Raw genomic sequence first — 21,377 nt, 5'->3', positions numbered from 1 at the left:
CTGGAAAGACAAATGAGCACCATCACCGTTCTCTCCGGCATCGGAGACAAAGGGCCAGCCGCGATGCGGCTGGACACCAGACACCAGCGCTGGCTGCTGGACTGTGGATTTGGCCCCGAGGCCAACGCCAAGTTTGACCCAACCTGGCTGGAGGGAGTCGACGCGGTCTTTGTCACCCATGACCATGTCGACCACATCGGCGGCGCGGCCTACGCAGTAGAGGCAGGCCTGCCGATCCACGCCACCCGCCGCACCGCCCAGGCGCTGCCGCCCTCGGCGCAGGTGCATGAGCTCCCGGAACAGGGCGAAACCCTGCTGGACGGCGTGCGCCTGACCACCGGGCGCAACGGCCATGCGCTTGGCGGCGTGTGGTTCCACTTCGATCTCGGCGGCGGGCTGTTCTATTCCGGCGACTGGTCAGAGGAATCCAGCTGGTTCGCCTTTGACACGCCGCCGCCTGCGCAGACCGCGATTATCGACTGTTCCTACCATCTGAACCCGGTGCCGCAGGCCCAGCGGCTGGCCGAGCTGGACGCACTGATCGACAGCCTGCCGGGGCAGATCCTGCTGCCGGTGCCGCCCTCGGGCCGGGCGGGCGAGCTGGCTTTGCATCTGATGCGCCGCTTTGGCCCCGAAGCGGTGCTGCTGGACCCGGAATGCGCCACCGCCTTGCGCGCGGCACTGACCTCCGGCGGGGTTGCTCCCGGCGCGCAAGAGATTGCGCCGCTTCTGGAGCGCGGCCCGCTGGACGCGGCCCGCTTTCTGATCTGCGATACCCCCAACGCAGATGGCGGCGCGGCCTGGGCCTATGTGCGCGCCTGGCGCGAGAGCGGTCGGCTGGGACGCGACGCGCATGTGATCTTTACCGGCCACATGACCGCCCATGCCCGCGGCATCGAGGCCGTCGAGGGCGGCCATTTTTGTCGATGGAACGTGCATCCACCGCTGCCGGATCAGATCACCATGATCCGCCGCCTCGGCGCACGGCGTTTCGCGCCCGCGTTTTGCACCCTGCCAGAGGATTACCTGCTGGAGCCCGGTTTTGATGCACAAGTGTTCCTGCATGAAACGGTGGCGCTGTGATGAAGGGTCTGCCCGCGCTGCCGCCGCGCCGGTTCTGCCTGATCCGCCACGGCGAGACCACGGCCAACCGCGACAGCATTATCGCTGGCCGCCTGGACGTGGCGCTGACAGACACGGGCCGCCGCCAGGCCCGTGCGCTGGCGGAACTGAACTGGTCCCATCCACTGACCTTGTTCACCAGCCCGATGACACGGGCGCGCGACACCGCCCACCTGGGATTTCCGCAGCATGTCGCAGTTTCGCTGGACGGGCTGCGGGAACGTGACTGGGGCCAATTCGAAGGCCGCCCCCTGCCCGACCTGCCCCCGCGTACGGACACACCACAAGACGGGGAAGGCTGGCGCGACATGATCCTGCGCGTCCATTCCGCACTCACCACCTGCGTCCAGCAGGCCGGACCGGCGCTGCCGGTGATCGTCTGCCACTCCGGCGTTATTCGCGCCGCCCGGCTGCTGACCGGCCAACCCGGCACCGGCGCCCGCGCGCCCAATGCGCGCCCTATCCTTTACCGCCCCTTGCCCGGTGGCGCCCCCCTGACCCATGAGGAAGTTATAGATGAGCTTTGACACGCCAGCGCGCCGCCCCTGTGCCGTATTCGATATCGACGGCACGCTGGCAGAATTCGACGCCCAGCGGGTGGGTCCGCTGGTCCATGGGCCGCAAAAACATTGGGACGCCTTCCACGATGCCATGGCCGAAACCGCGGTGATCGCGCCGGTGGCGCGCGTGCTTCGTCAGCTGAAAGCCGGTGGCGAACAGATCGTCATGTGCTCTGGCCGCCCTGCAGGCTGGGTCGCGCAGACCGTGGCCTGGCTGCATGCAAACGACCTGCCCTATGACGGCATCTACCTGCGCCCCGGCGACGCCGACGGGCTGAGCGACCCGGAGGTGAAACGGGATCTGCTGCAACAGATGCGGCTCGACGGGTTCGACCCCTGGATCGTGTTCGACGACCGCGCCTGCGTCGTCGATTTCTGGCGCAGCGAGGGGCTGGTCTGTCTGCAATGCGCCCCCGGCGCATTCTGAGCTGAACGCCCGCAGAAGTCGGGCTTAGCCGCCCGGCGGCGGCGGCCCAGTGCCACCGTGGTAGGCCATGAGAGACGCGTGGATGCGGCGCAGGTATTCCGTGGTCTCTACCAACACCCGCGCCGCCGCCATTGTCAGCGCCTCCACTACGATCATTTGCATATAACGCGCGGCGTTAGGTTTGTGGATGTCGCGATCCGTGGGCATGTCCAGCCAAATGGGCACCGTGCAGGCCGCGGCAAACCGGGTTCCGGGCCGGGTGATGCAAAGTGTCGTAGCGCCGAAACCGGCGTTAATTTCCGGTGCGCCGATTATGGCATTTACGTCGCCGCTGGCGGAGACCAGCAACATGACATCCCCCAACGTTAGCATCGCGGCCCGCAGCAATTTTCCGGCACGGTGCTGAGGCTTTCGAACAACCGTTACGCGATCATCATCGGGCTATTGCTGGTCGTCGGCAGCGTGATGGATATCACCGGGAACCAGCTTACCCAGGCCACTGCGCTGGTGCCGCTGATTGCATGCACCGCTCCGGCAGGCGGGATCAACAAATTCGGCCACGACACCAATAACCGACCCGTTAGAGAATCTGACCCGCGTCTGCACTTCCGTGTGCGCCACAACCGAATACCGCATAGGCATCTATGTCTTATATGACCGCACGCCCAGCGTATCAGGCCCAGTAATATCCGTCACCTCCGACACGCGGCCGAGTGTGCTGACGCCCATGCAGAACCGTTCGGGTTCAGACCAGCGCCGCCACAGCGGTTTCAATCCGCTCCAACGCCTGCCGAAGCTCAGCCTGCGAGGTGGCATAAGAAATCCGAAAATAGGGCGATATGCCAAAGGCCCGCCCCGGCACCACCGCCACATAGTGCTGTTCCAGCAGATAGGCACAGAAATCCACATCGGTTTCCAGAACCGTCCCTTCCGGCGTGCGTCTGCCCAGAACGCCTGCACAATTGGCAAAGGTATAAAATGCGCCTTGCGGCACCGGGCAGCTAATGCCCTCCATGCCGTTCAGCGCCTCCACCACCAGATCCCGCCGTGCCTCAAAGCTGGCACGGCGTTCCGCCAGCACGTTCTGCGGACCGGTCAAAGCTGCCACCGCAGCCGCCTGACTGATCGATGAAGGATGCGATGTCGACTGCGACTGCACCACTTTCATCGCCGCGATCAGGTCGCGCGGGCCACCGGCATAGCCCAGCCGCCATCCGGTCATCGCGTAGGCCTTGGAGACCCCATTGACGGTCAGCACCCGGTCTTTCAGCCGCGGCTCCAATTGGGCGGGGGTGACAAAATCGAACCCGTCATAGGTGATATGCTCATACATGTCGTCAGCCATCAGCCAGACATCCGGGTGGCGCAACAAGACATCGAGCAACGGCCGATAGTCCGCCGCGCCATAGCCCGCACCTGCCGGATTCGAAGGTGAATTCAGCAGCAGCCAGCGGGTGCGCGGCGTGATCGCCGCGTCCAGCTGCGCCGCCGACAGGCGGAAGCCGACGTCACTGCCGCAGGGGACCAAAACCGGCTCGCCGCCCGCAATGCGGATGATGTCGGCATAAGAGGTCCAGTACGGTGTCGGAATGATGACCTCATCGCCTGGATCGAGACTGGCCATGAAGGCATCAAACAGGATCTCCTTGGCGCCGGTACCGGCGATGATCTGGTCCAGATCATAGTCCAATCCATTGTCACGTTTGAACTTCTCCTGGATCGCCCGCTTCATCGCGTCCGAGCCGCCAAGAGCGGTATATTTCGTCTCGCCCGCCTGCATCGCGTCCGCCGCAGCGGTCTTGATGTGGTCCGGCGTGTCAAAGTCCGGCTCTCCCGCGCCCAGGATGATGACCGGCGCGCCCTGACGCTTCATCTTGGCCGCGCGGGCACCGATGGTCAGAATTTCGGAAACCCCGATTGGGTCAAGACGGCGGGCGCGGCGGAATTGGGCCATGAACGAAGGCTCCCTGCTGGATGGATGGCGCCCTCAGCATGAAACGGCAGAGGCGCCTGAAACAGCTGCTGTTTGGGACAGCACCCATTCCGTTTCCTCATACCGCCTAGCGGATGGCGTCACCGGGCGCTGAGGCGCAGTTGCCTGCGTATCCAGCCGTCGAGCTTTTGCGCGGCCTCCGGCAGCGGCCCGTGTGGCCGAACCAGAAAGTACCGCTTACGCGACACCAGGGCGGGGCCGTCAATGCGCAGCAACGTGCCAGCGGCGATGTCACGCGCGACCATGTCATAGGGTACGATCGCCGCACCCAATCCGGCCGCTGCCGCGGCAATCACCATGGAATGCTGATCGAAGTAGCGCCCGTCCTGTCGCGGCGGCCCGTCGAGACCCGCGCGTTCAAACCACTCGGCCCAGGCGCCTGCGCGGCTGTCCAGATGCAGCAGCGGTACAGCCGCCAGGTTTCCAGCCTGCCGCAGCTGATGGGCCGCGTGGAAACCGGGGGCGCAGACCGGTACCATTTCCTCGCCAAACAGCGGCGTCATCTGGGTGCCCGGCCAGTTGTCGAACCCGAAATGTACCGCAAGGTCAAAGTTTTCACGCGCGAAATCAAAGGGCTCCAACCGGGTGGAAAAACTCAGCTCGATCTCTGGATGGCGATCAAAGAAATCCGGAAGCCGCGGGATCAGCCAATGGTTCGCAAAGCCGGGCAACACCGCCAACCGTAGCGCCGAGCGCCCCGCCCCTGCGGCGGCCGCCTTTTGCAGGGTGGCGCGCAGGCCGGCCAGATCCAACTCCAGATCTGCGGACAGCCCCTGCCCAGCCGCCGTCAGCACCACACCGCGCCCTACGCGCTGGAACAGGTCAAAGCCGAGGTCCGCCTCCAGCTCCTTGACCTTCTTGCTGACCGCGCTCTGGGTCAGGCCCAGCTCCTCGGCGGCGGCGGTAAAGCTTTGATGGCGGGCCGCGCTTTCGAAACAGCGCAGATGTGTCAAGCTCGGGAGCCGCATCTCAAACCTCCTGTTCTAATTGCGTAGTCAGCCACTCGCGAAACTTGATCAGCGGGTAATCCTCTGCATGTTCGGCGGGCCACACCAGGAAATACTCCCCCAGGCGAACAGCCGCGCCCTGCATCGCCAGCATCAGCCGACCTTGGGTAATTTCGTTCTCGGCCAGGAAATTCGGCAGCAGGGCCACCCCCAGCCCATGCACAGCCGCCTGCGTCATCGCCGAGGACTGGTCGAACAACATGCCCTTCAGCTTGGGTGCTGCAACGTCGTGCAGCCGGAACCACTGCTCCCAGCAGTCGGGGTGGGTTTCCAGATGCAGGAGCGGATAGTCAAGCAGCGCCGCAGCGCTGTCCGCCGACTTTGCCATCAGCCCCGGCGCGCAGACCGGCAACACATGCTTTGGCATCAAAGGCATATAGGCGACGCCCGGCCAGTCCCGCACGCCGTAGTGGATCGCCGCCTGGGCGCTGCCCGCATCAAATTGAAACGGCAGGTTGTGGGTGTGCAGGTTGACGGTGATACCCGGATGCAGCGCGGCAAAATCTCGCAGTCGCGGCGCCAGCCAGTGCAGTCCAAAGGACGGCAGGATCGATAAGGTCAGACTGCCCCCGTCCGGATTGGCGCGCAATTTGACCGAAGCTTGCGCCAGCCGTGTGAGGATTGCCCGCGCCTCCCGCGCGAAACCTGCACCCGCGGGTGTCAACTGCATGCGCATCTGGTCGCGGGCAATCAGGTCCACGCCCATCTGCTCCTCCAGCTGTTTCAACTGACGGCTGATCGCACTTTGGGTCAGCGACAAATCCTCCGCCGCGGCGGAAGCACTGCCCAGCCTGTCCACCGCCTCCAGCGCCAGCAGAGAAGGGATGGACGGCAGGAAGCGACGCGGCGCGATCATATGATAAGAACTCATGAGGTCAGGATTTACTTTCATTAGCAATCCCGCGCGACCGGTGCAATTTCTATATCATAGCTATGTTTGGCAAAGCTGAGCGAAAGACGCCACCTGATTTTTCCTCATGACACGCCTTCGCATCACAAGGAACACACCATGTCCCATTCCCAAATCCTCGCCGCTGCTGGCCTGACCGAAAGTGAACTCACCGGCGGGCATCTTTCCGTGACAACGCCGGTGGATGGCAGTGAAATCGCCCGGTTGAAGATGCACAGCGTGGCGGACGCAGAAACCCGCATCGCCGCCGCCAAGACCGCCTTTAAATCCTGGCGCGCGGTGCCCGCCCCACGCCGCGGCGAATTGGTGCGCCTGCTGGGCGACGAGCTGCGCCGGGAAAAGGAAAACCTGGGCCGACTGGTCACCCTGGAATGCGGCAAGATCTATCAGGAGGGTCTGGGCGAAGTGCAGGAGATGATCGACATCTGCGACTTTGCCGTCGGCCTGTCGCGCCAGCTCTATGGTCTGACCATCGCGTCGGAGCGCCCCGGCCACGCGATGCGCGAAAGCTGGCACCCGATGGGCACCTGCGGCATCATCACCGCTTTCAACTTTCCCGTGGCGCCGTGGTGCTGGAATGCGGCCCTGGCGCTGGTCTGCGGTGATCCGGTGATCTGGAAACCGTCGGAAAAGACGCCGCTCACCGCGCTGGCAGTGCAGAAGATCTGCGACCGCGCCATGGCGACCTTTGGCGACGACGCGCCGGAGGGGCTGATCCAGGTGCTGATCGGCGAACGCGATCTGGGCCAGGTGTTGACGGCCTCTGATGATGTTGCCATCATTTCTGCCACCGGGTCTGTGCCGATGGGCAAGGCGGTCGCCGCTGACATGTCGCGCCGTCTGGGCCGCACCATTCTGGAACTTGGTGGCAACAACGCGATGATCGTCGCCCCCTCGGCTGATCTGGAAATGGCCCTGCGCGCCATCGTGTTCTCTGCCGTGGGCACCGCGGGTCAGCGCTGCACCTCTCTGCGCCGCCTGATCGTGCATGAAGACATCTACGACGCGCTGATCCCGCGACTGATCAAGGCCTACGAGGGCCTGCCGATCGGCGACCCGCTGGCAGACGGCACTCTGGTCGGCCCGCTGATCGACCGCGCCGCGCTCGACACGATGACAAGCGCGCTGGAGCAGGCCAAGTCCGAAGGCGGCACCATCCATGGCGGCGGACAGGCGCTCGCACAGAGCCACAGCGATGCGGCTTATGCCCATCCGGCGATCGTCGAGATGCCTGCGCAGAGTGCTATCGTGCACACGGAGACCTTTGCGCCGATCCTCTACGTTGTGAAATACAAAGATCTGGAGCAAGCCATTGAAATGCAGAACGAAGTCCCCCAGGGATTATCGTCCTGCATCTTCTCGACCGATGTGCGCGAATGCGAATTTTTCCTCTCGGCAGCGGGCTCGGACTGCGGTATTGCCAATGTGAACATCGGTCCTTCCGGCGCTGAAATCGGCGGCGCCTTTGGGGGCGAAAAGGAAACCGGCGGCGGACGTGAAAGCGGCTCCGACGCCTGGAAAGGTTACATGCGTCGGCAGACCAACACGGTGAATTATTCACGCGCGCTGCCGCTTGCTCAGGGGATCACGTTTGACATCTGATCTGGCATCCTGCCTGTGGCAACAAACCTGTCAGGAAACCCCATCCTTCCCGGACCTGTCCGGGGAGGTCACGGTCGATCTGGCGGTGATCGGCGGTGGCTATACGGGCTGCGCGGCGGCGCTGCGGGCGGCCGAACGGGGCGCGTCGGTGCAGCTGATCGAAGCTGGTGAGATCGGCAGCGGTGGGTCCGGCCGCAACGTAGGGCTGGTCAACGCCGGCCTCTGGCTGCCGCCCGAGGACATCAACGCCCACCTGGGCGCAGAAGCAGGCAACCGCCTGTCGGCGCGGCTGGCCGAGGCCCCGAACATGGTGTTTTCGCTAATTGAGAAGCACCGTATCGCCTGCGAGCCGATGCACCGGGGCACATTGCACTGCGCCCATGCTCCGTCCGGTATGAAGGATCTGCACCGGCGCCACGCTCAATTGACTGCGATCGGCGCGCCGGTCACGTTGCTGGACAGCGGCGAGGCTCAAGCGCGGGTCGGCAGCAGGGCGGTGCATGGCGCGCTGTTCGACCCGCGCGCAGGAACCATCCAGCCGATGGCCTATGCCCGCGGCCTGGCCCGCGCCGCCGCCGAGGCCGGCGCGAAGCTGGCCTGCCATACCCCCGCCACAGGGTTAAGCCGCGACGCGGGAGGCTGGCGCGTGACCACGCCGCGCGGCCAGATCCGCGCCCGCCAACTGATTATGGCAACGAATGCCTATGCCCGCGCCATTCCCGGCTATGACGCGCCGCAGTTGATTCCGGTGCATTATTTCCAGGCCGCGACCGACCCGCTTCCGGCTGTACTGCGCGACCAGATCCTGCCGGGACGCGAGGGGTGTTGGGACACCGCATTGGTGATGTCGTCCTGGCGGCTGGATCAGGCCGGGCGGCTTGTGATCGGCGGCATGGGATCACTGAATCATGTGGGCAGCGCCCTGCACCGCAGCTGGCTGCGCCGCAAGTTGGCGGCTGTTTTTCCGGAACTGGGCGACATCGCCTTGCGCAATCACTGGCATGGGCGGATTGCCATGACCACCGAACACCTGCCGAAGATCCTGGACCTGAAGGACGGCTACGCCTGCTTTGGATATTCCGGTCGCGGCATCGGTCCTGGCACCCTGTTTGGTACCGCAATGGCTGACGCGCTGCTGAGTGGCGATCCGGCGTCTCTGCCCGTGCCGCTGACCCAAGACCACAGGCTACCTTGTGCCGGGCTGCGCAGCGCCTACTACGAAACCGGTGCCACGCTGACCCACCTGATTGGCAACCGGTAAAAGGAGCGGGCAACTGCGGCCCGCTCCCCTGTCTCAGAGTGTTACTTGCATCCGGCGATCGCCGTCCCCAACTGGCTGAGCAGTGCCGGGTAGAACTGCGGCCCCGGCTCCAACCCGGCACCCAGCGGATCGAGCACCGCGGTGCCAGCACCGGTTCCGTCCAGCACCGTGGCCACCAGTCCTGGATTGAACTGGGGTTCCGAGAAGACACAGGACACGTTCAGCTCCGCCACCACGTCGCGCACCTCGGCCAGCCGGGCCGGGCTCGGCTTGGTTGCATCGCTTAGGGAAATCGCCCCTGCCGCGGACAGGTCAAAGCCCTGCTCAAAGTATTGATAGGCGTCGTGGAACACGATGAACTGCCGATCGCGGAAGGCGTCCAACTGCTGGGTAACAGTCTCGACGGCAGCGGCGATCTCCTGCCTACCTGCATCCGCATTGGCGCGATAGGTGGCTGCATTCTCCGGATCCACCTCTGACAGTTCCGCCGCGATCACGTCGAGCCAGGCCTGCGCATTGCTCGGCAGCAGCCAGGCATGCGGGTCATCACCGTGATGGGCATGACCATGGTCATCATGCTCGTGATCCGCGTGACCCTGATCGTCGTGACCATGGTCAGCGTGCTCTTCATGATCGTGCCCGTCATCGCCGTGTTCCGCATGGTCGTGATCGGTGTGGCCATGGTCATCATGCCCGTGACCGTCATGGTCATCATGGCCATGGTCTTGGCCTGCGTGATCCGAATGGTCATCGCCATGCCCATGGTCGTCGTGGTCCCCATGGTCCTTTTCGCCATGTTCGTCGTCATGCTCATCATGATCATGGGCTTCGAACCGCGCGCCTTCGCGGAAGGGCAGCACCGTGGTGCCCGCGGTTTTCAACAACTCAACGCGATGGGCATCCGTGGCCAACTCCTCCAGCGGGCCAGCCAGCCAGGGGGTCAGCGGTGTGCCGAGCCAGAATACCAGGTCCGCCTGATCCAGTGCCCGCGCCTGCGAGGGGCGCAGGGAATAGCCATGCGGCGAGGCACCCGGAGGCACAACCAGCGCCGGGTCGCCCAGCCCCTGCATCACCCGCGCGACCAAGCCGTGCACCGGTGCAATATCGGTAGCCACCTGTGGCACCTCCGCCCAAGAGTTGCCTGCCCCCGCCAGCAGTGCCACTGCTGCCGCACCAATCTTCTTCCTGCCTGCAATCCGCATATCGGCCCCATGTAATCTTATAACATCACGCAGTTGATAAACGTCATAACATAACATATCAAGAGGCAAATCACCTGTCCCAAAGGATCTGGCGCCATGGACCCCATCGGCTTTGCCCCGCACGACCACAAGAGCTGCATCCACGACTGCATCGCCACGGTCGATCGCTTTTGTCAGACCAACGGGCTGCAATTCACTCCGGTGCGGCGACGGGTGTTGGAAATCCTGCTGCAGCAGCACCGGGCGCTCGGCGCCTACGAGGTGTTGGACAAACTGCGCGAAGAAGGGTTGGGGTCGCAGCCGCCTGTGGCCTATCGGGCACTGGATTTCCTGGTAAAGAACGGCTTTGCGCACAAAATCGAGCGGCTGAATGCCTTTATTGCCTGCACCCATCCGGGCGAAAGCCACGCTGCGTCCTTTTTGATCTGCCGCGCCTGCGACGCGGTTGCCGAAACCCAGCGCGAACCCGCCGAGGGGCAGCTGGGACAAGCCGCTCGCGACGCGGGCTTCATCATTGAGCGCGCGGTGGTAGAGGCCGAGGGCTTGTGCCCCAAATGCCAGAAGGCTCCCCCCGCATGAGCCTGATTTCCCTGCAAAACCTGTCCGTGCGCCACGGCGGAAACACGGTTTTGTCCCGTGTAAACCTGCAAATCGACCCGGGCGAGATCGTAACCGTGGTGGGCCCGAACGGGTCGGGCAAATCAACGCTTCTGCGCAGCATCATCGGTGCGCAACGCGCGTCGGCGGGCACGGTGCAGCGGGCGCCGGGTTTGCGCATTGGTTATGTGCCGCAAAAGCTGCATATCGACCCGACGCTGCCGTTGACGGTGCGCCGCTTTCTCAGCCTGCCGCAGCGGGTCAGCGCGTGCCGCGCACAGGAAGCGCTGGACCAGGCAGGCGCGCAGAACCTGGCCGCGCGGCAGATGTCGGATTTATCCGGCGGTCAGTTTCAGCGCGTCTTGCTGGCGCGCGCTTTGTTGTGCGACCCCCAACTGCTGATCCTGGATGAGGCCACGCAGGGTTTGGACCAGCCTGGCTCAGCTGCGTTCTACCAGCGCATCGCAAAAGTCCGACAGGAACTGGGCTGCGCGGTGCTGATGGTCAGTCACGAGCTACATGTGGTGATGGCGGCCTCGGACCGGGTTGTGTGCCTCAATGGGCACGTCTGCTGCGAGGGCGCGCCGGAGCATGTCGCCTCCGCCCCGGAATATCGCGCCCTGTTTGGCACCGGCACCCAAGGTGCGCTGGCGCTGTATCGGCACGAACACAACCACAGTCACGACCACGATGGGCAGGGCTGTTCCCATGGCCAACCGCAAGAGGCCGCAGAATGACGGACCTGCTCGACGATTTCCTGATCCGCGCCGCTTTGGCAGGCATCGGCGTGGCGCTTGCTGCGGCGCCGCTGGGGTGTTTCGTGGTCTGGCGGCGGATGGCCTATTTCGGCGATGCCACCGCACATGCCTCGATCCTGGGTGTGGCGCTGGCGCTCAGTTTTGACGTATCGATCTTCGCCGGGGTGTTGGCGATGGCGATGGCGATGGCCACCACGGTGTCGGCCTTGGCCGGGCGCGGCTATGCGATGGACACGTTGTTGGGGGTGCTGGCGCATTCCTCACTCGCCTTTGGCCTGGTTGCGGTGTCGTTCCTGTCCGGGGTGCGGATTGATTTGATGGCCTATCTTTTCGGCGACATTCTTGCCGTTGGGCGCGGCGACCTTGCGGTGATCTGGAGCGGCGCCCTATTGGTTCTTTTTCTGCTGTGGTGGCGGTGGTCGGCCTTGCTGACCGCAACGCTGAACCCCGACCTTGCTCATGCCGCCGGTATCGATCCACGCCGCGAGCAGATGGTTTTAACGCTGGCGCTGGCGCTGGTTGTCGCGGTCGCCATCAAGGTTGTGGGGGTTTTGCTGATCGCGGCCATGCTTTTGATCCCGGCAGCTGCCGCCCGTCCCTTCGCCCGCACACCTGAGCGCATGGCCATTGTTGCCGCAGTGTTGGGGATGCTGGCCGCCACCGGTGGCTTGCAGCTGGCCTTTGTGTTCGACACCCCGGCCGGCCCCAGCATCGTTTGCCTGGCCGCAGCTTTCTTTGCCGCTTGTAGCCTGGGAGGGCTTCTGCTCCGTCCCCGCGGCTGAACAGGAGCGTGTTATCCCCAAGGCTTTTCCGAGGACGCCTGCACCCGCCTCTCAGAGAGAAGATACCCAACACCGGGCTTGCGCGCGCGTCAAGTTCCGGTGCTTTGCAGCGCGCCCCGATCCTCGACACCGGTCCATTTTCGGATGGTATCGATCAACGCTTTCTTGTTTATCGGCTTGCTCAAAAAATCATCCATGCCGGCCCGCAGGCATTTTTCCTGATGACTTCGCAGCGCATTGGCGGTCAGCGCCACAATCGGGCAGCTGTCGTCGCCTGCATTCGCCTCTATCCGACGCATTTCAGCCGTGGCTTCCAAACCGTCCATCTCCGGCATCATCATGTCCATCAGCACAATGTCGGGGCGCTGGACGCGGAACATCTCGACAGCTTCGACGCCATTTTTGGCAATGCGGATATCAAGCTGATAATCTTTCAGCATCTTGGTCACGACCACCTGGTTGGTCCGGTTGTCTTCCGCCAGGAGCACACGGACCATCTTGCCCTCTGCGGCCAGCTGCGCGTCGGCGCCAACTGGCCGCACCGCGTCTGTCTCCACGCCCTTCAGCATGCGGGAAATAACCTGCCGCAGCTGGGCGGCGCGTACCGGTTTGAGTACAAACTCGCAGGCGCCGATGCTATCGCATTCGCTGCGGTTCAGAGCATGTTCAACCGATGACAGGATGACGACGGGAACGTTACGAAACTCCGGCAGGGCGCGAATACGTTCCGCCAGTTCGCGCCCATCAACCTCCGGCATCTGGAAATCCAGAAGGATGAAGTCAAACCGGCGCCCGGTGAGCTGCGAATCCGAAAGGATTTCCAGCGCATCGCGGGCTGAGGCTGCGCAGACCGACTGCACGCCCCAGCTGCTCAGCCGTTCGGAGAGGATCGTTCTGTTCAGTTCCAGATCATCGACCACCAGCCCGCAATGCCCCGAGAGGTTGATCTTGCAGTCCGATTTCGGTGTCTCCAGCGCACCACCTTCCGGCAGCGGGATCTCCAGCACGAACTCGGACCCCTTGCCCGGTTCGGAATTCACCTTGACGGTCCCACCCATCAACTCCAGCAGCCGCGCGGAAATCGCCAAACCCAGGCCCGTGCCTTCAAAATTGCGGGTGGCGGCGGAATCAGCCTGTTCGAAGGCCCGGAAGATCCGACCCAAACGCTCCTGCGCAATGCCGATACCGGTGTCGGAGATTCGCAGCCGCAGCGCATACCGGCCGTCCGGACCCGGGCGGCCGGTCACATCGATGTAGACATATCCTTCACTGGTAAACTTGACCGCATTACCGGCGATGTTGGTAATCACCTGGCGGATCCGGCCCGCGTCCCCCTCGAACACTTCGGGCAGAGCCGGGTCATAGCGCATGGTGATCTCAACACCCTTTTCGGCCGCGCGCGGTGACAGCAAGGTGACTACGTCCTCCAGCGCCGTCTGAAGATTGAACGGCGCCTGGGCGAGCTCAACCTTTCCAGCCTCGATCTTGGAGAAGTTCAGAATATCATTGATGATCGTCAGCAGCGCTGACCCCGACTTTGCGATGGTTTCAGAGTACAACTTCTGGTCATCGTCGAGCGGGGTTTCCTGCAACAGTTCCGCCATGCCAATCACCCCGTTCATCGGTGTGCGGATTTCATGGCTCATATTGGCAAGGAATTCGGATTTGGCCCGGTTGGCAATGTCGGCGGCCTCGCGCGCCTGCTCCATCGCATATTCGCGCTCATCGCGCTCCGCAAAGGTTTCCTCCAGGACGCCAACGGAAAAATCCAGCGCCTGAAACTCGCGGGAGGCATACCATGGCAACCGCCGGATCGGGCTGCGCAGCCCTGCGATGGCCCCTGACATTCGTTTGTGGATACGGTGAAGTGGGCGCAGAGCCAGCACATTCACCAGCAGCAACACCAGCAGCGACAACGCCAGCACCGGCACCACAGTCCAGACCATGATCTGACGCACCCTGGCGCGCACCAGGGCCTCGCCGTCTCGGGTGGACCACTTGACGACCATCGTCCCGAAAGACGCCCCCTCCAGTTCGATAGGACGCTCGTACATCACATATGTGTCGGAATTTTCCTGACCGGGTACCGCCGCGGAGCCTAGAACCCGGCCCGACGGATTGCGGATCTCGATGGCCAGGAGCTGCGGCATCCGGGTGACGGCCTCGGTCAGCCCGCTTTCCAGCACCGGGACATCCTGCACGATGATGGACTCCAACATCAGACCGCTCAGCAATGACACCGTCATGTCGGCGTTCTCTTCGAGATGCTTCTCCAGGCGGTGCACCTCCTGACGCTTGGCCAGTTCACCCACGGCCAGACCGACCACTGTGGCCACGACCAACAGGGACAATACGATCTGGAAAAGGATGCTTGTATGTTTCATCGCCGTCGTAGCTGCCTCAGAATGCCAGGCTGCGCTCCATCGCCCGGCGTATGATGTCGTAATCCGTATCGGCCCCGGTCAGGAAGCCGTTCTTGGAAATCTCCCGCACGCGGTCCTCGTTCTCCGAGGACAGCATGACCTGGCGCATCGCCTCCAGCACCTCAGGCGCCATGTCATCAGCGGCCAACCAGGGTTTGGTCACGTTCTCAAAGGAGGCCAGGACCCTGATCGGCACCCCCTTTGCCGCCAATTTCTTGTAGGTGCTTTCCTTCAGCGCCCCGGCTGCATACTTGCCCGCGCCAACGGCTTCGCCGACCAGGTCATGGCGGCCGAGATAGGCAAACTCTGTCAGCTCCGCGCTGCTGATACCCGCTTCCAGCAGATATTCCTGTGCAAGGTAGCGCCCGATCGTCGACAGCTCATCGCCAAAGGCAAAACTCCGACCCGCCAGCTCTGCAACCGACTGAACCGGGCTATCGGCGTGGACCACAATCACCCCATTGAACCGCTTGCCGCCGTCCTTGGACTCGATCGCAACAATGCGGATGTTCGGGTTTTCCTTCATCACATGGACATAGGAGGCAGGGCCGAACCGGGCAAAATCGACCTCCCCCGCGGCCAGCTGCCGGATGCCTTCGCCATATTCCTTGGCAATTGTCAATCGGATCGTGACCTGTTCGCCCAGTCTTTCGGTCATGCGCTCAGACAGGAAGGACAAAAAGGGTTGATACTGGCGGACCGTCGCGGTCGGTTTGTCCGCGGCGTAGGTCCCAAACACCAGTTCGGTGTCCGCCTGCAGCGGAGCCACCTGCACCAGCGCCGCTGCAAGACACAGCGCCAATCGCCCCCGCCCGCAGACAAGAGATAGAACAGGGCGGAGCAACTGAAACAGCTTCACGGGATATGTCTCCTAACAGACCGTGGCCAACGCATCGCATGACCATCGACCTCTGTTTCATCTCACATTGCAAAAAAGACAATGTTAACGCACCAAATTTTATCGGAAAAATTTGCGCTTCTTTTATCCTCCGGATATTATGTTAATGGTTCAGTAATAATTACGTAATCTTTTAGACAAATTCGCCACAATTCAAACCGCCAGTCTTCCATGGCTCAGCAGGAACCGCTGTGAAAACTCCGCTTATGTCCCGCCCGTCCAAGCTGAACCGCAAGAACAAAACCCAGCTTCTTGTTCTTGCGTCGCTTTTTTCGACTCTTCCGGTGGCGGCGCTTGCCATCCCCTCCCCTGAACTTGTCATCGGGTCGGTATCTTCCTTGTCGCAGGTGTTTGCTGTCGGGATTGCCATGATTTCCGGACTTGGGGCCGTAGTCGCCGCAAAGCTGGGTTATACGCCCAAGAAGGGCAAAACGGCGGCGCGCTACCCGGTCAAGCTGATCTTTGGGCTGGCGCTGGTGGTAGTGGCTCTGACAGCGGGCAACTATTGGCAGTACTCAACGTACAAGCAGGCAGAGCTGACGCGTCTCCAGGCAACGCTGACCCGGCCGGCCCAGTTCGACGGCACCGCCATCAAGGACAGCAGCCTCAAGGAGACCAGCTTCTCCAAGCAGGAAGACCACCCACTGGGGATCAGCACAGCCGACGCCGCCGCGGCGCTGGAGGATGGCACGACACTGTTCTATGACATCCGCGAGACCGGTGAAAATGCCATGGGCACCCTGCCTGGCGCGACCCACATCCGGTTTCCGGATTTTCTCCAAAGTCGCCCGGTGCAGCCCGGACAAAAGGTCGTGTTGTTCTGCCACAACGGCAACCGCAGCTCCGAGACCTGCGCCCGGCTTGCGGCGATGGGCATCGATTGCAGCTTCATCAAGGGCGGTATCGAGAAATGGATCGTCGAAGGGCGCGACTTTTCCGACAAGGACGTGAAATCCTTGTCCGATTTGCGTGCGATCCCCGAATATCCGGGTAAGGACGTGTTGCTGAGCACCGATGACTTCAAATCTTTGCTGGCGACCGAAGACCTGCAAATCGTTGATACCCGCTATCCCGGAGACTTTGCTGCGGGCCGCCTGCCCGGCGCCATCAACATCCCGATTCGCAAGATGACAACCGCCGATCTAATGCAGAAAATCGCTGCGCTGGACCCCGAAAAGCCCACGATAGCCGCTTGCTATGACCGTCGCAGCTGCTTCATGAGCCAGGTCCTGGGGCTGGAGCTGTCGCAGCAAGGCATTGATTTTCGAGGTCGCTACACCCTGCCATGGGAATATTTCGTCGCGCCTGCGCCCAAACCGCATGTGCAGGACTGGCTGGCCGACCAGCAAACAGGGCTTTGGGATCAGGCGATCTCCGCCCTGTCCACCGCCCTTCTGTGGGTGCATGAACGCAGCCATATCCTGCTCGGCCTTCTCGGGCTGTCCATCATCACACGCATCCTTGTGCTGCCCGTTGCGCTGAAATCGGAACGTGACCAGCTCATCACAGCTGCGACCGCCGATGAACTGAAGGCGCTGAAAGTGCGCCTGGCTGATGATCCCGTGCGCAAGGCGCGGGCCGTTCAGGCATTTTATGCCGACAAAGGCCTGACCCCCATGAAGAATCTCACCGCGCTGCTGTTCCTGCCGGTGATGATGCTGGGGGTCTCTGCCGCGCAACAGGCCAGCACCAGCCTCGGGACGCCATTCCTGTGGATGCCCGATCTGGGCGCGCCTGATCCGCTGTTTGTCATGCCAATTCTGTTCTGCGCCCTCGCGGCCGTGTACTTGCTCTGGGCTGTGGCCAAGACCAAGCGCCAGAAACAGCTGTGGATGGTGCTCGGCCTGCCCGCGCTGTTTGCCATGGTCTTCAGCCTGTCGGGCGCTGCCAATATCTACCTTTGTTTCAGCCTGACGCTGCTGCTGGCGCAACGGGCCTATGTGACGGGCTTGCACCGCAGCTTGGCTGGGTCCTGTGCGCGCCGCGCGCATCAGGCCCAACTGGCCAGGCTGCCCCGCGGTGTCATTCCCATGGGCTATACCGAAGAACTGGCAGAGGCCGGCAACAAGGCGCTGCGCCTGTCATTGTTGAAAAACGCGGGCCTGCCCGTGCCCGGCGGCGTCATCCTGCGCACGGATGCCATTCAGGATTATCGCGCCATGACGGATACGCAGAAAGATGCATTCGCGGCGCAGGTCTTTCAACTCGCAGGCGGCAGGCCGGTGGCTGTGCGCTCCTCTGCCAGCAACGAAGACGGCGCCGATCAGAGCTTTGCCGGCGTGTTCGACTCCGTTCTGGATGTAACCGTTGAAACGATGCGCGCAGCTCTGGACGCAGTGGTGGCCAGCTTTTCCTCCGACCGCGCCGCCAGCTATGCGGCGGAGGGCGACAGCAGCAGTCAGGGCAATATCGTGGTGCAGGAAATGGTGCAGGCGGAATACGCAGGCGTCCTGTTTACCCAGGACCCGACGGCCCCCGGTATGAGCATGATAGAATGGGTCAGGGGCTGCGGCGAAGATCTGGTATCAGGCCGCGTCACTCCGACATCGCTGCGCTTTGGCCGCTACACCGGGCTGCCTGCCGATCCTGGGCAGGACCAGACCCTAAACATGGGCCCGCTGCTGACCCTGGGCAAACGTATCGAGGAAAAGTTTGGCGCGCCGCAGGACGTGGAATGGGCCTATGCAAACGGCCAGTTCCAGATCGTGCAAAGTCGCGACATTACCACCCTGTCGCTGGGCAGCGAGCAAGAGCGGGTCCGACTGGCCGAATGGCGTGACCTTCTCGACCGCTACGCGGACGCCGATCCGGACCAGACCATTCTGGAACAGGATGAGATGTCGGAGGTTCTGCCCCGCCCCACCCCGCTGTCATTTTCCTTGATGAGCGCGCTATGGGCCCCCGGCGGCAGCGTCGACCTCGCCTGCCGTGAGTTGGGTGTTCCCTACGGTCTGCCTGAGGGGCGCGATGGCCATCTCGTCAACCTGTTCGGAAAGACCTATGTCGATGTGGCCCTGAAACAGGACATGACCCTGAAGCTGACAGCCACGAAGGCCAAGCAATTGCGCAGGAAGGCCCGGCCGATGATCGCGCACTTCCGCAACGAGGTGATGCCAAGGCTGACAGACGAACTGGCGGTCTGGCAGGCAATGAACTATGCGGCGCTTCCGCAGGCCAAACTGATCGAAAGCATAGCCACGCTGCGCCAGTTGTTTGTTCATGACATTTATCTGGAGGCCGAGAAAATCAACATTCTGGCCGGTTTCACCATGGGAGAGGCCAGTGCGGCCACCGCGGGTGACCCCGCGCTGCGCGCCCATCTGATGCATGCCGAGCTACCAAACGCGCCCTCAAGCCTGCTGGCCTCTTGCACCGGCAAGGATGCCGAGACGCGCGCGCTGCGGCTTATGGGGCACCGATCGATCTTTGACTACGAGCTTTCGTCGCCCCGCTACAGCGAAGCGCCGAGTTTACTGAACTCGCTGTTGGTCGGGACCGTGGCACCTATCGGCGGGGTGCCGACCCCCGCCAACCTCCCGGATGAGCTGGACAATGTCATCAGCCTCGCCATCGCGTACCAAGACCTGAAAGAGCAAGCCAAACACGAGGCCCTGCGCATTCTGGCGGAACTGCGTCGGGCGTTGCTGGCGCTCGGTGAAATCAGCGGGTTGGGAGATCTTGTGTTCAGCCTCACCTTTGAGGAGGTGCTGTCCGGCGACTGGACCAACGCTGCCTCCTTGCGCGCGGTTGCCGAAGCCCGCGCCGACACCGAAGCACTGCGCAAACAGTCCGCGCCCACCGCCGTGTCGCTGAGCTTGCGCGACTGCGAAATGCTGTCGCTCGGCACTGCCGTTCAAACCGGCGACGGCGACCTGAGCGGAACCTGTGTGTCCGGCAGCGGCAGCATGACGGCCCGCGTGTTCTGGATGGAAGACAACAGCGTCATCGATCCCGCGGCCTTTGCTGATTTCAGGGATGGTGACATCCTGGTTTGTCGGATGATCAACCCAGCCTGGCTACCCTGGGTTCAACGCTCCGGTGCAGTGTTGAGCGAAGTCGGCGGGTGGCTGAGCCATATGGCAATTGTTGCGCGTGAAAAGGACATCCTGATGCTGGTCGCCTGCAAAGGTCTGAACAACCTGAACCATGGCGACAAAATTACCGTCAGCGACGACGGCAGTATCGAGCTGGAGGCAGACTCCGAATTGAAGGTCATTTCAGCGTAAACCCCGAACTGCGCACCACCATTCAGCACGACTGCCCCCGCGCCGAATCGGTTCGGGGGCAGTTTTCGATTCTACAGCCGGCGACGCAAAGTCCGCTATGGTGCACCCTGTCCGAATGAAGACATGCGTTCTGCTATTGCTATTCGTCGCACATCTGTTCTGATGCGTTAATGGACCCGCATCTCGCACCGCATAAGACCGCCCGTCTCCTTCAGCACCTGAAGGAGCGCATGGAGCAACTGCCGCCACGGCTCAAAGCCGCAGCCAAATACGTGATCGACAACCCCGGCGACTTTGGACTGGACACAGTGCGGGACTCCGCCCGCAAGGCCGGGATCAGCGCGAACAGTTTTGTGCGCCTGGCACAGGGACTTGGCTATGATAGCTACGACAGTTTTCGGGCGCCGTTCCGGGCGGCATTGACGACCGCTCGGGACACCGATCTGGGGTCCGACTGGCTGGACGCAATGGCGCGGCAAGGCACCGTCGGCCAGATGCAGGCAGACGCGGCGCGCAACCAGATAAACATCGTGTCGCGGTCGCTGCGTCTGATGACCGCTGAACGCACCCAGGCGATTACCGCCGCCCTGCTCGGGGCGCGGCGCAGCTATGTAACAGCCACCCGGTCGTCCTATGCGTTGGCCTATTATTTTCACTACGTCGGCCGCATGGCGTTGCCGACGCTGGAGTTGGTGCCCCGCCACATGGGGGCCGCTTTGGACGATCTGGTGGATATTGGCGCGCAGGATTGCCTGATTGCACTGACCTTTGCGCCTTACTCTGCCGGCACCATCCAGGCGTTGCGCCTTGCGGGCGAACGCGGCGCCACGGTGATCCTGATTGCTGACAGCGAGGTCATCGCCCCCGGTATCCGCGCCGATCACACTCTGGCAGTCGCGGCCAATTCGCTGCATCCCTTTGGTGCCATTGGCGGCGCAATGGCGGTACTGGAGTGTCTTTTGACCCATCTGATCGAGGCCGGCGGCCAGGAAACGCAAAACCGGATGGAGGCCTATGACGCCTTGCGCCAGAACAGCGGTGCCTACTGGAGCGGTCCGAAACTGCCGCGTACCCGTCTTTGAGGACAGGTTGCTTTAACCGCGCTCTTCTCCGTCGCCATCGACGAAAGGGTTGTCACCTTCATACGCCTCGCGGCGGATCCGAGGGTGATCGCCCTGTAACGCAACAGCCGCCATTGCCCGGTCGGCGTAGATCTCCGAGCGCAAGGGCCAGGCCAGTGCCGCGTCGAACAACCCTGGCATCAAGTCATAGGCGGTTCGCTCCCCATGCAGATCCCGCATCCACAGGTGTGAGCCGCAGGTTGCACAAAACGCGCGCTCGGCAAAGCTGGAGGAGTGATAGCGGCGAACCGGGCCTTCAACGGTCACCGCCTCGGCCGCCGCTTCGAAACACAGGAACACACCGCCGGTCCAGCGCTGACACATGCGGCAATGGCAGGCACCGGACGCCGGATCATGCGCACCCGCAACCTCGATCCTGACCGCGCCGCACAGACAGCGGCCTTGCAGAGTGTCGACCATGTGGCTCCTCGCAGATTTTCTGGAGACAGCATTCTACACCATTCTGGTCTCTGGCGCGACGGAACTGC

Annotated in this window: 18 protein-coding genes; 10 read left to right on the top strand and 8 right to left on the bottom strand. The window is 62.8% G+C overall.

Translation table 11 applies throughout. The annotated features are described in order from the left end of the window. The first annotated feature begins 12 nt into the window (after positions 1–12). Genes AC0IPL_RS05490 through AC0IPL_RS05480 form a run of 3 tightly spaced genes read left to right on the top strand, consistent with a single transcriptional unit; the run spans position 13 to position 2,109 of the window. Positions 13–1,083 carry an MBL fold metallo-hydrolase gene (locus AC0IPL_RS05490; RefSeq protein WP_474272652.1) on the top strand — a complete coding sequence of 357 codons (1,071 nt, stop codon included), beginning with the start codon at positions 13–15 and terminating at the stop codon, positions 1,081–1,083. Then, positions 1,083–1,649, top strand: a complete 567-nt coding sequence (locus tag AC0IPL_RS05485; protein WP_474272651.1) for a histidine phosphatase family protein — start codon at positions 1,083–1,085, stop codon at positions 1,647–1,649. The genes AC0IPL_RS05490 and AC0IPL_RS05485 overlap by 1 nt, the downstream gene beginning before the upstream one ends. After that, positions 1,639–2,109 (top strand): phosphatase domain-containing protein, encoded by a 471-nt coding sequence (locus AC0IPL_RS05480; RefSeq protein WP_474272650.1) that lies wholly within the window; start codon positions 1,639–1,641, stop codon positions 2,107–2,109. Before AC0IPL_RS05485 ends, AC0IPL_RS05480 begins: the two co-directional genes overlap by 11 nt. Before the next feature lie 24 nt (positions 2,110–2,133). On the opposite strand, the gene AC0IPL_RS05475 is transcribed toward AC0IPL_RS05480, so the two are convergent. From AC0IPL_RS05475 to AC0IPL_RS05460, 4 genes are all read right to left on the bottom strand, one after another. Then, on the bottom strand, positions 2,134–2,460 hold the full coding sequence (locus AC0IPL_RS05475) for a hypothetical protein (protein ID WP_474272649.1): 327 nt from the start codon (positions 2,458–2,460) through the stop codon (positions 2,134–2,136). A gap of 394 nt (positions 2,461–2,854) precedes the next feature. Next, entirely contained in the window at positions 2,855–4,063 is a 1,209-nt protein-coding gene (locus AC0IPL_RS05470; protein WP_474272648.1) for a pyridoxal phosphate-dependent aminotransferase, read from the bottom strand. Positions 4,064–4,182: 119 nt separating this feature from the next. After that, a complete protein-coding gene (locus AC0IPL_RS05465) occupies positions 4,183–5,070 on the bottom strand; it encodes a LysR substrate-binding domain-containing protein (protein WP_474272647.1) in 888 nt (295 codons plus the stop codon). A gap of 1 nt (position 5,071) precedes the next feature. Continuing rightward, positions 5,072–5,980 carry a LysR substrate-binding domain-containing protein gene (locus AC0IPL_RS05460; RefSeq protein ID WP_474272646.1) on the bottom strand — a complete coding sequence of 303 codons (909 nt, stop codon included), beginning with the start codon at positions 5,978–5,980 and terminating at the stop codon, positions 5,072–5,074. A 138-nt stretch (positions 5,981–6,118) separates the two neighbouring features. Here AC0IPL_RS05460 and amaB point away from each other — a divergent pair, with 138 nt between their 5' ends. After that, the gene (gene amaB, locus AC0IPL_RS05455; RefSeq protein WP_474272645.1) at positions 6,119–7,621 is read left to right on the top strand and encodes an L-piperidine-6-carboxylate dehydrogenase; all 1,503 of its coding nucleotides are present in this window, start codon (positions 6,119–6,121) and stop codon (positions 7,619–7,621) included. Continuing rightward, positions 7,611–8,882 (top strand): NAD(P)/FAD-dependent oxidoreductase, encoded by a 1,272-nt coding sequence (locus AC0IPL_RS05450; RefSeq protein ID WP_474272644.1) that lies wholly within the window; start codon positions 7,611–7,613, stop codon positions 8,880–8,882. The genes amaB and AC0IPL_RS05450 overlap by 11 nt, the downstream gene beginning before the upstream one ends. Before the next feature lie 41 nt (positions 8,883–8,923). On the opposite strand, the gene AC0IPL_RS05445 is transcribed toward AC0IPL_RS05450, so the two are convergent. Continuing rightward, positions 8,924–10,084 carry a zinc ABC transporter substrate-binding protein gene (locus AC0IPL_RS05445; RefSeq protein ID WP_474272643.1) on the bottom strand — a complete coding sequence of 387 codons (1,161 nt, stop codon included), beginning with the start codon at positions 10,082–10,084 and terminating at the stop codon, positions 8,924–8,926. A gap of 96 nt (positions 10,085–10,180) precedes the next feature. Between AC0IPL_RS05445 and AC0IPL_RS05440 the strand changes: the two genes are divergently transcribed. The 3 genes from AC0IPL_RS05440 to AC0IPL_RS05430 are packed head-to-tail and all read left to right on the top strand — an operon-like array spanning position 10,181 to position 12,221. Then, positions 10,181–10,663, top strand: coding sequence for a transcriptional repressor (locus AC0IPL_RS05440; protein WP_474272642.1), 483 nt, complete (start codon positions 10,181–10,183; stop codon positions 10,661–10,663). Continuing rightward, positions 10,660–11,418, top strand: coding sequence for an ATP-binding cassette domain-containing protein (locus tag AC0IPL_RS05435; protein WP_474272641.1), 759 nt, complete (start codon positions 10,660–10,662; stop codon positions 11,416–11,418). Before AC0IPL_RS05440 ends, AC0IPL_RS05435 begins: the two co-directional genes overlap by 4 nt. Next, positions 11,415–12,221, top strand: a complete 807-nt coding sequence (locus AC0IPL_RS05430) for a metal ABC transporter permease (RefSeq protein WP_474272640.1) — start codon at positions 11,415–11,417, stop codon at positions 12,219–12,221. The genes AC0IPL_RS05435 and AC0IPL_RS05430 overlap by 4 nt, the downstream gene beginning before the upstream one ends. An 89-nt stretch (positions 12,222–12,310) precedes the next feature. Here AC0IPL_RS05430 and AC0IPL_RS05425 read toward each other — a convergent pair whose 3' ends face one another. After that, positions 12,311–14,605, bottom strand: a complete 2,295-nt coding sequence (locus AC0IPL_RS05425; RefSeq protein ID WP_474272639.1) for a response regulator — start codon at positions 14,603–14,605, stop codon at positions 12,311–12,313. Positions 14,606–14,621: 16 nt separating this feature from the next. Continuing rightward, positions 14,622–15,446, bottom strand: a complete 825-nt coding sequence (locus AC0IPL_RS05420; RefSeq protein WP_474272638.1) for a PhnD/SsuA/transferrin family substrate-binding protein — start codon at positions 15,444–15,446, stop codon at positions 14,622–14,624. A gap of 302 nt (positions 15,447–15,748) precedes the next feature. Between AC0IPL_RS05420 and AC0IPL_RS05415 the strand changes: the two genes are divergently transcribed. Both AC0IPL_RS05415 and AC0IPL_RS05410 read left to right on the top strand, forming a co-directional pair. Next, positions 15,749–19,768 carry a PEP/pyruvate-binding domain-containing protein gene (locus AC0IPL_RS05415; protein ID WP_474273188.1) on the top strand — a complete coding sequence of 1,340 codons (4,020 nt, stop codon included), beginning with the start codon at positions 15,749–15,751 and terminating at the stop codon, positions 19,766–19,768. A 170-nt stretch (positions 19,769–19,938) separates the two neighbouring features. Then, positions 19,939–20,850: a MurR/RpiR family transcriptional regulator gene (locus tag AC0IPL_RS05410; protein WP_474272637.1), complete on the top strand. Its 912-nt coding sequence runs from the start codon at positions 19,939–19,941 to the stop codon at positions 20,848–20,850. 12 nt (positions 20,851–20,862) lie between these two features. Here AC0IPL_RS05410 and AC0IPL_RS05405 read toward each other — a convergent pair whose 3' ends face one another. Further along, entirely contained in the window at positions 20,863–21,309 is a 447-nt protein-coding gene (locus AC0IPL_RS05405; protein WP_474272636.1) for a GFA family protein, read from the bottom strand. Positions 21,310–21,377 lie beyond the last annotated feature (68 nt).

The sequence above is a fragment of the Leisingera sp. SA32 genome (assembly GCF_056033425.1).
Note: the sequence above shows the minus strand (reverse complement) of the source record. Positions and strands in the feature narration are given on the sequence as shown.

Bases quoted from the DNA above. Each gene is read 5' to 3' on its own strand.
- AC0IPL_RS05490 (WP_474272652.1), top strand. From the start codon at position 13: ATGAGCACCATCACCGTTCTCTCCGGCATCGGAGACAAAGGGCCAGCC.
- AC0IPL_RS05485 (WP_474272651.1), top strand. From the start codon at position 1,083: ATGAAGGGTCTGCCCGCGCTGCCGCCGCGCCGGTTCTGCCTGATCCGC.
- AC0IPL_RS05480 (WP_474272650.1), top strand. From the start codon at position 1,639: ATGAGCTTTGACACGCCAGCGCGCCGCCCCTGTGCCGTATTCGATATC.
- AC0IPL_RS05475 (WP_474272649.1), bottom strand. From the start codon at position 2,460: ATGTTGCTGGTCTCCGCCAGCGGCGACGTAAATGCCATAATCGGCGCA.
- AC0IPL_RS05470 (WP_474272648.1), bottom strand. From the start codon at position 4,063: ATGGCCCAATTCCGCCGCGCCCGCCGTCTTGACCCAATCGGGGTTTCC.
- AC0IPL_RS05465 (WP_474272647.1), bottom strand. From the start codon at position 5,070: ATGCGGCTCCCGAGCTTGACACATCTGCGCTGTTTCGAAAGCGCGGCC.
- AC0IPL_RS05460 (WP_474272646.1), bottom strand. From the start codon at position 5,980: ATGAGTTCTTATCATATGATCGCGCCGCGTCGCTTCCTGCCGTCCATC.
- amaB (WP_474272645.1), top strand. From the start codon at position 6,119: ATGTCCCATTCCCAAATCCTCGCCGCTGCTGGCCTGACCGAAAGTGAA.
- AC0IPL_RS05445 (WP_474272643.1), bottom strand. From the start codon at position 10,084: ATGCGGATTGCAGGCAGGAAGAAGATTGGTGCGGCAGCAGTGGCACTG.
- AC0IPL_RS05440 (WP_474272642.1), top strand. From the start codon at position 10,181: ATGGACCCCATCGGCTTTGCCCCGCACGACCACAAGAGCTGCATCCAC.
- AC0IPL_RS05435 (WP_474272641.1), top strand. From the start codon at position 10,660: ATGAGCCTGATTTCCCTGCAAAACCTGTCCGTGCGCCACGGCGGAAAC.
- AC0IPL_RS05430 (WP_474272640.1), top strand. From the start codon at position 11,415: ATGACGGACCTGCTCGACGATTTCCTGATCCGCGCCGCTTTGGCAGGC.
- AC0IPL_RS05425 (WP_474272639.1), bottom strand. From the start codon at position 14,605: ATGAAACATACAAGCATCCTTTTCCAGATCGTATTGTCCCTGTTGGTC.
- AC0IPL_RS05415 (WP_474273188.1), top strand. From the start codon at position 15,749: ATGTCCCGCCCGTCCAAGCTGAACCGCAAGAACAAAACCCAGCTTCTT.
- AC0IPL_RS05410 (WP_474272637.1), top strand. From the start codon at position 19,939: ATGGACCCGCATCTCGCACCGCATAAGACCGCCCGTCTCCTTCAGCAC.
- AC0IPL_RS05405 (WP_474272636.1), bottom strand. From the start codon at position 21,309: ATGGTCGACACTCTGCAAGGCCGCTGTCTGTGCGGCGCGGTCAGGATC.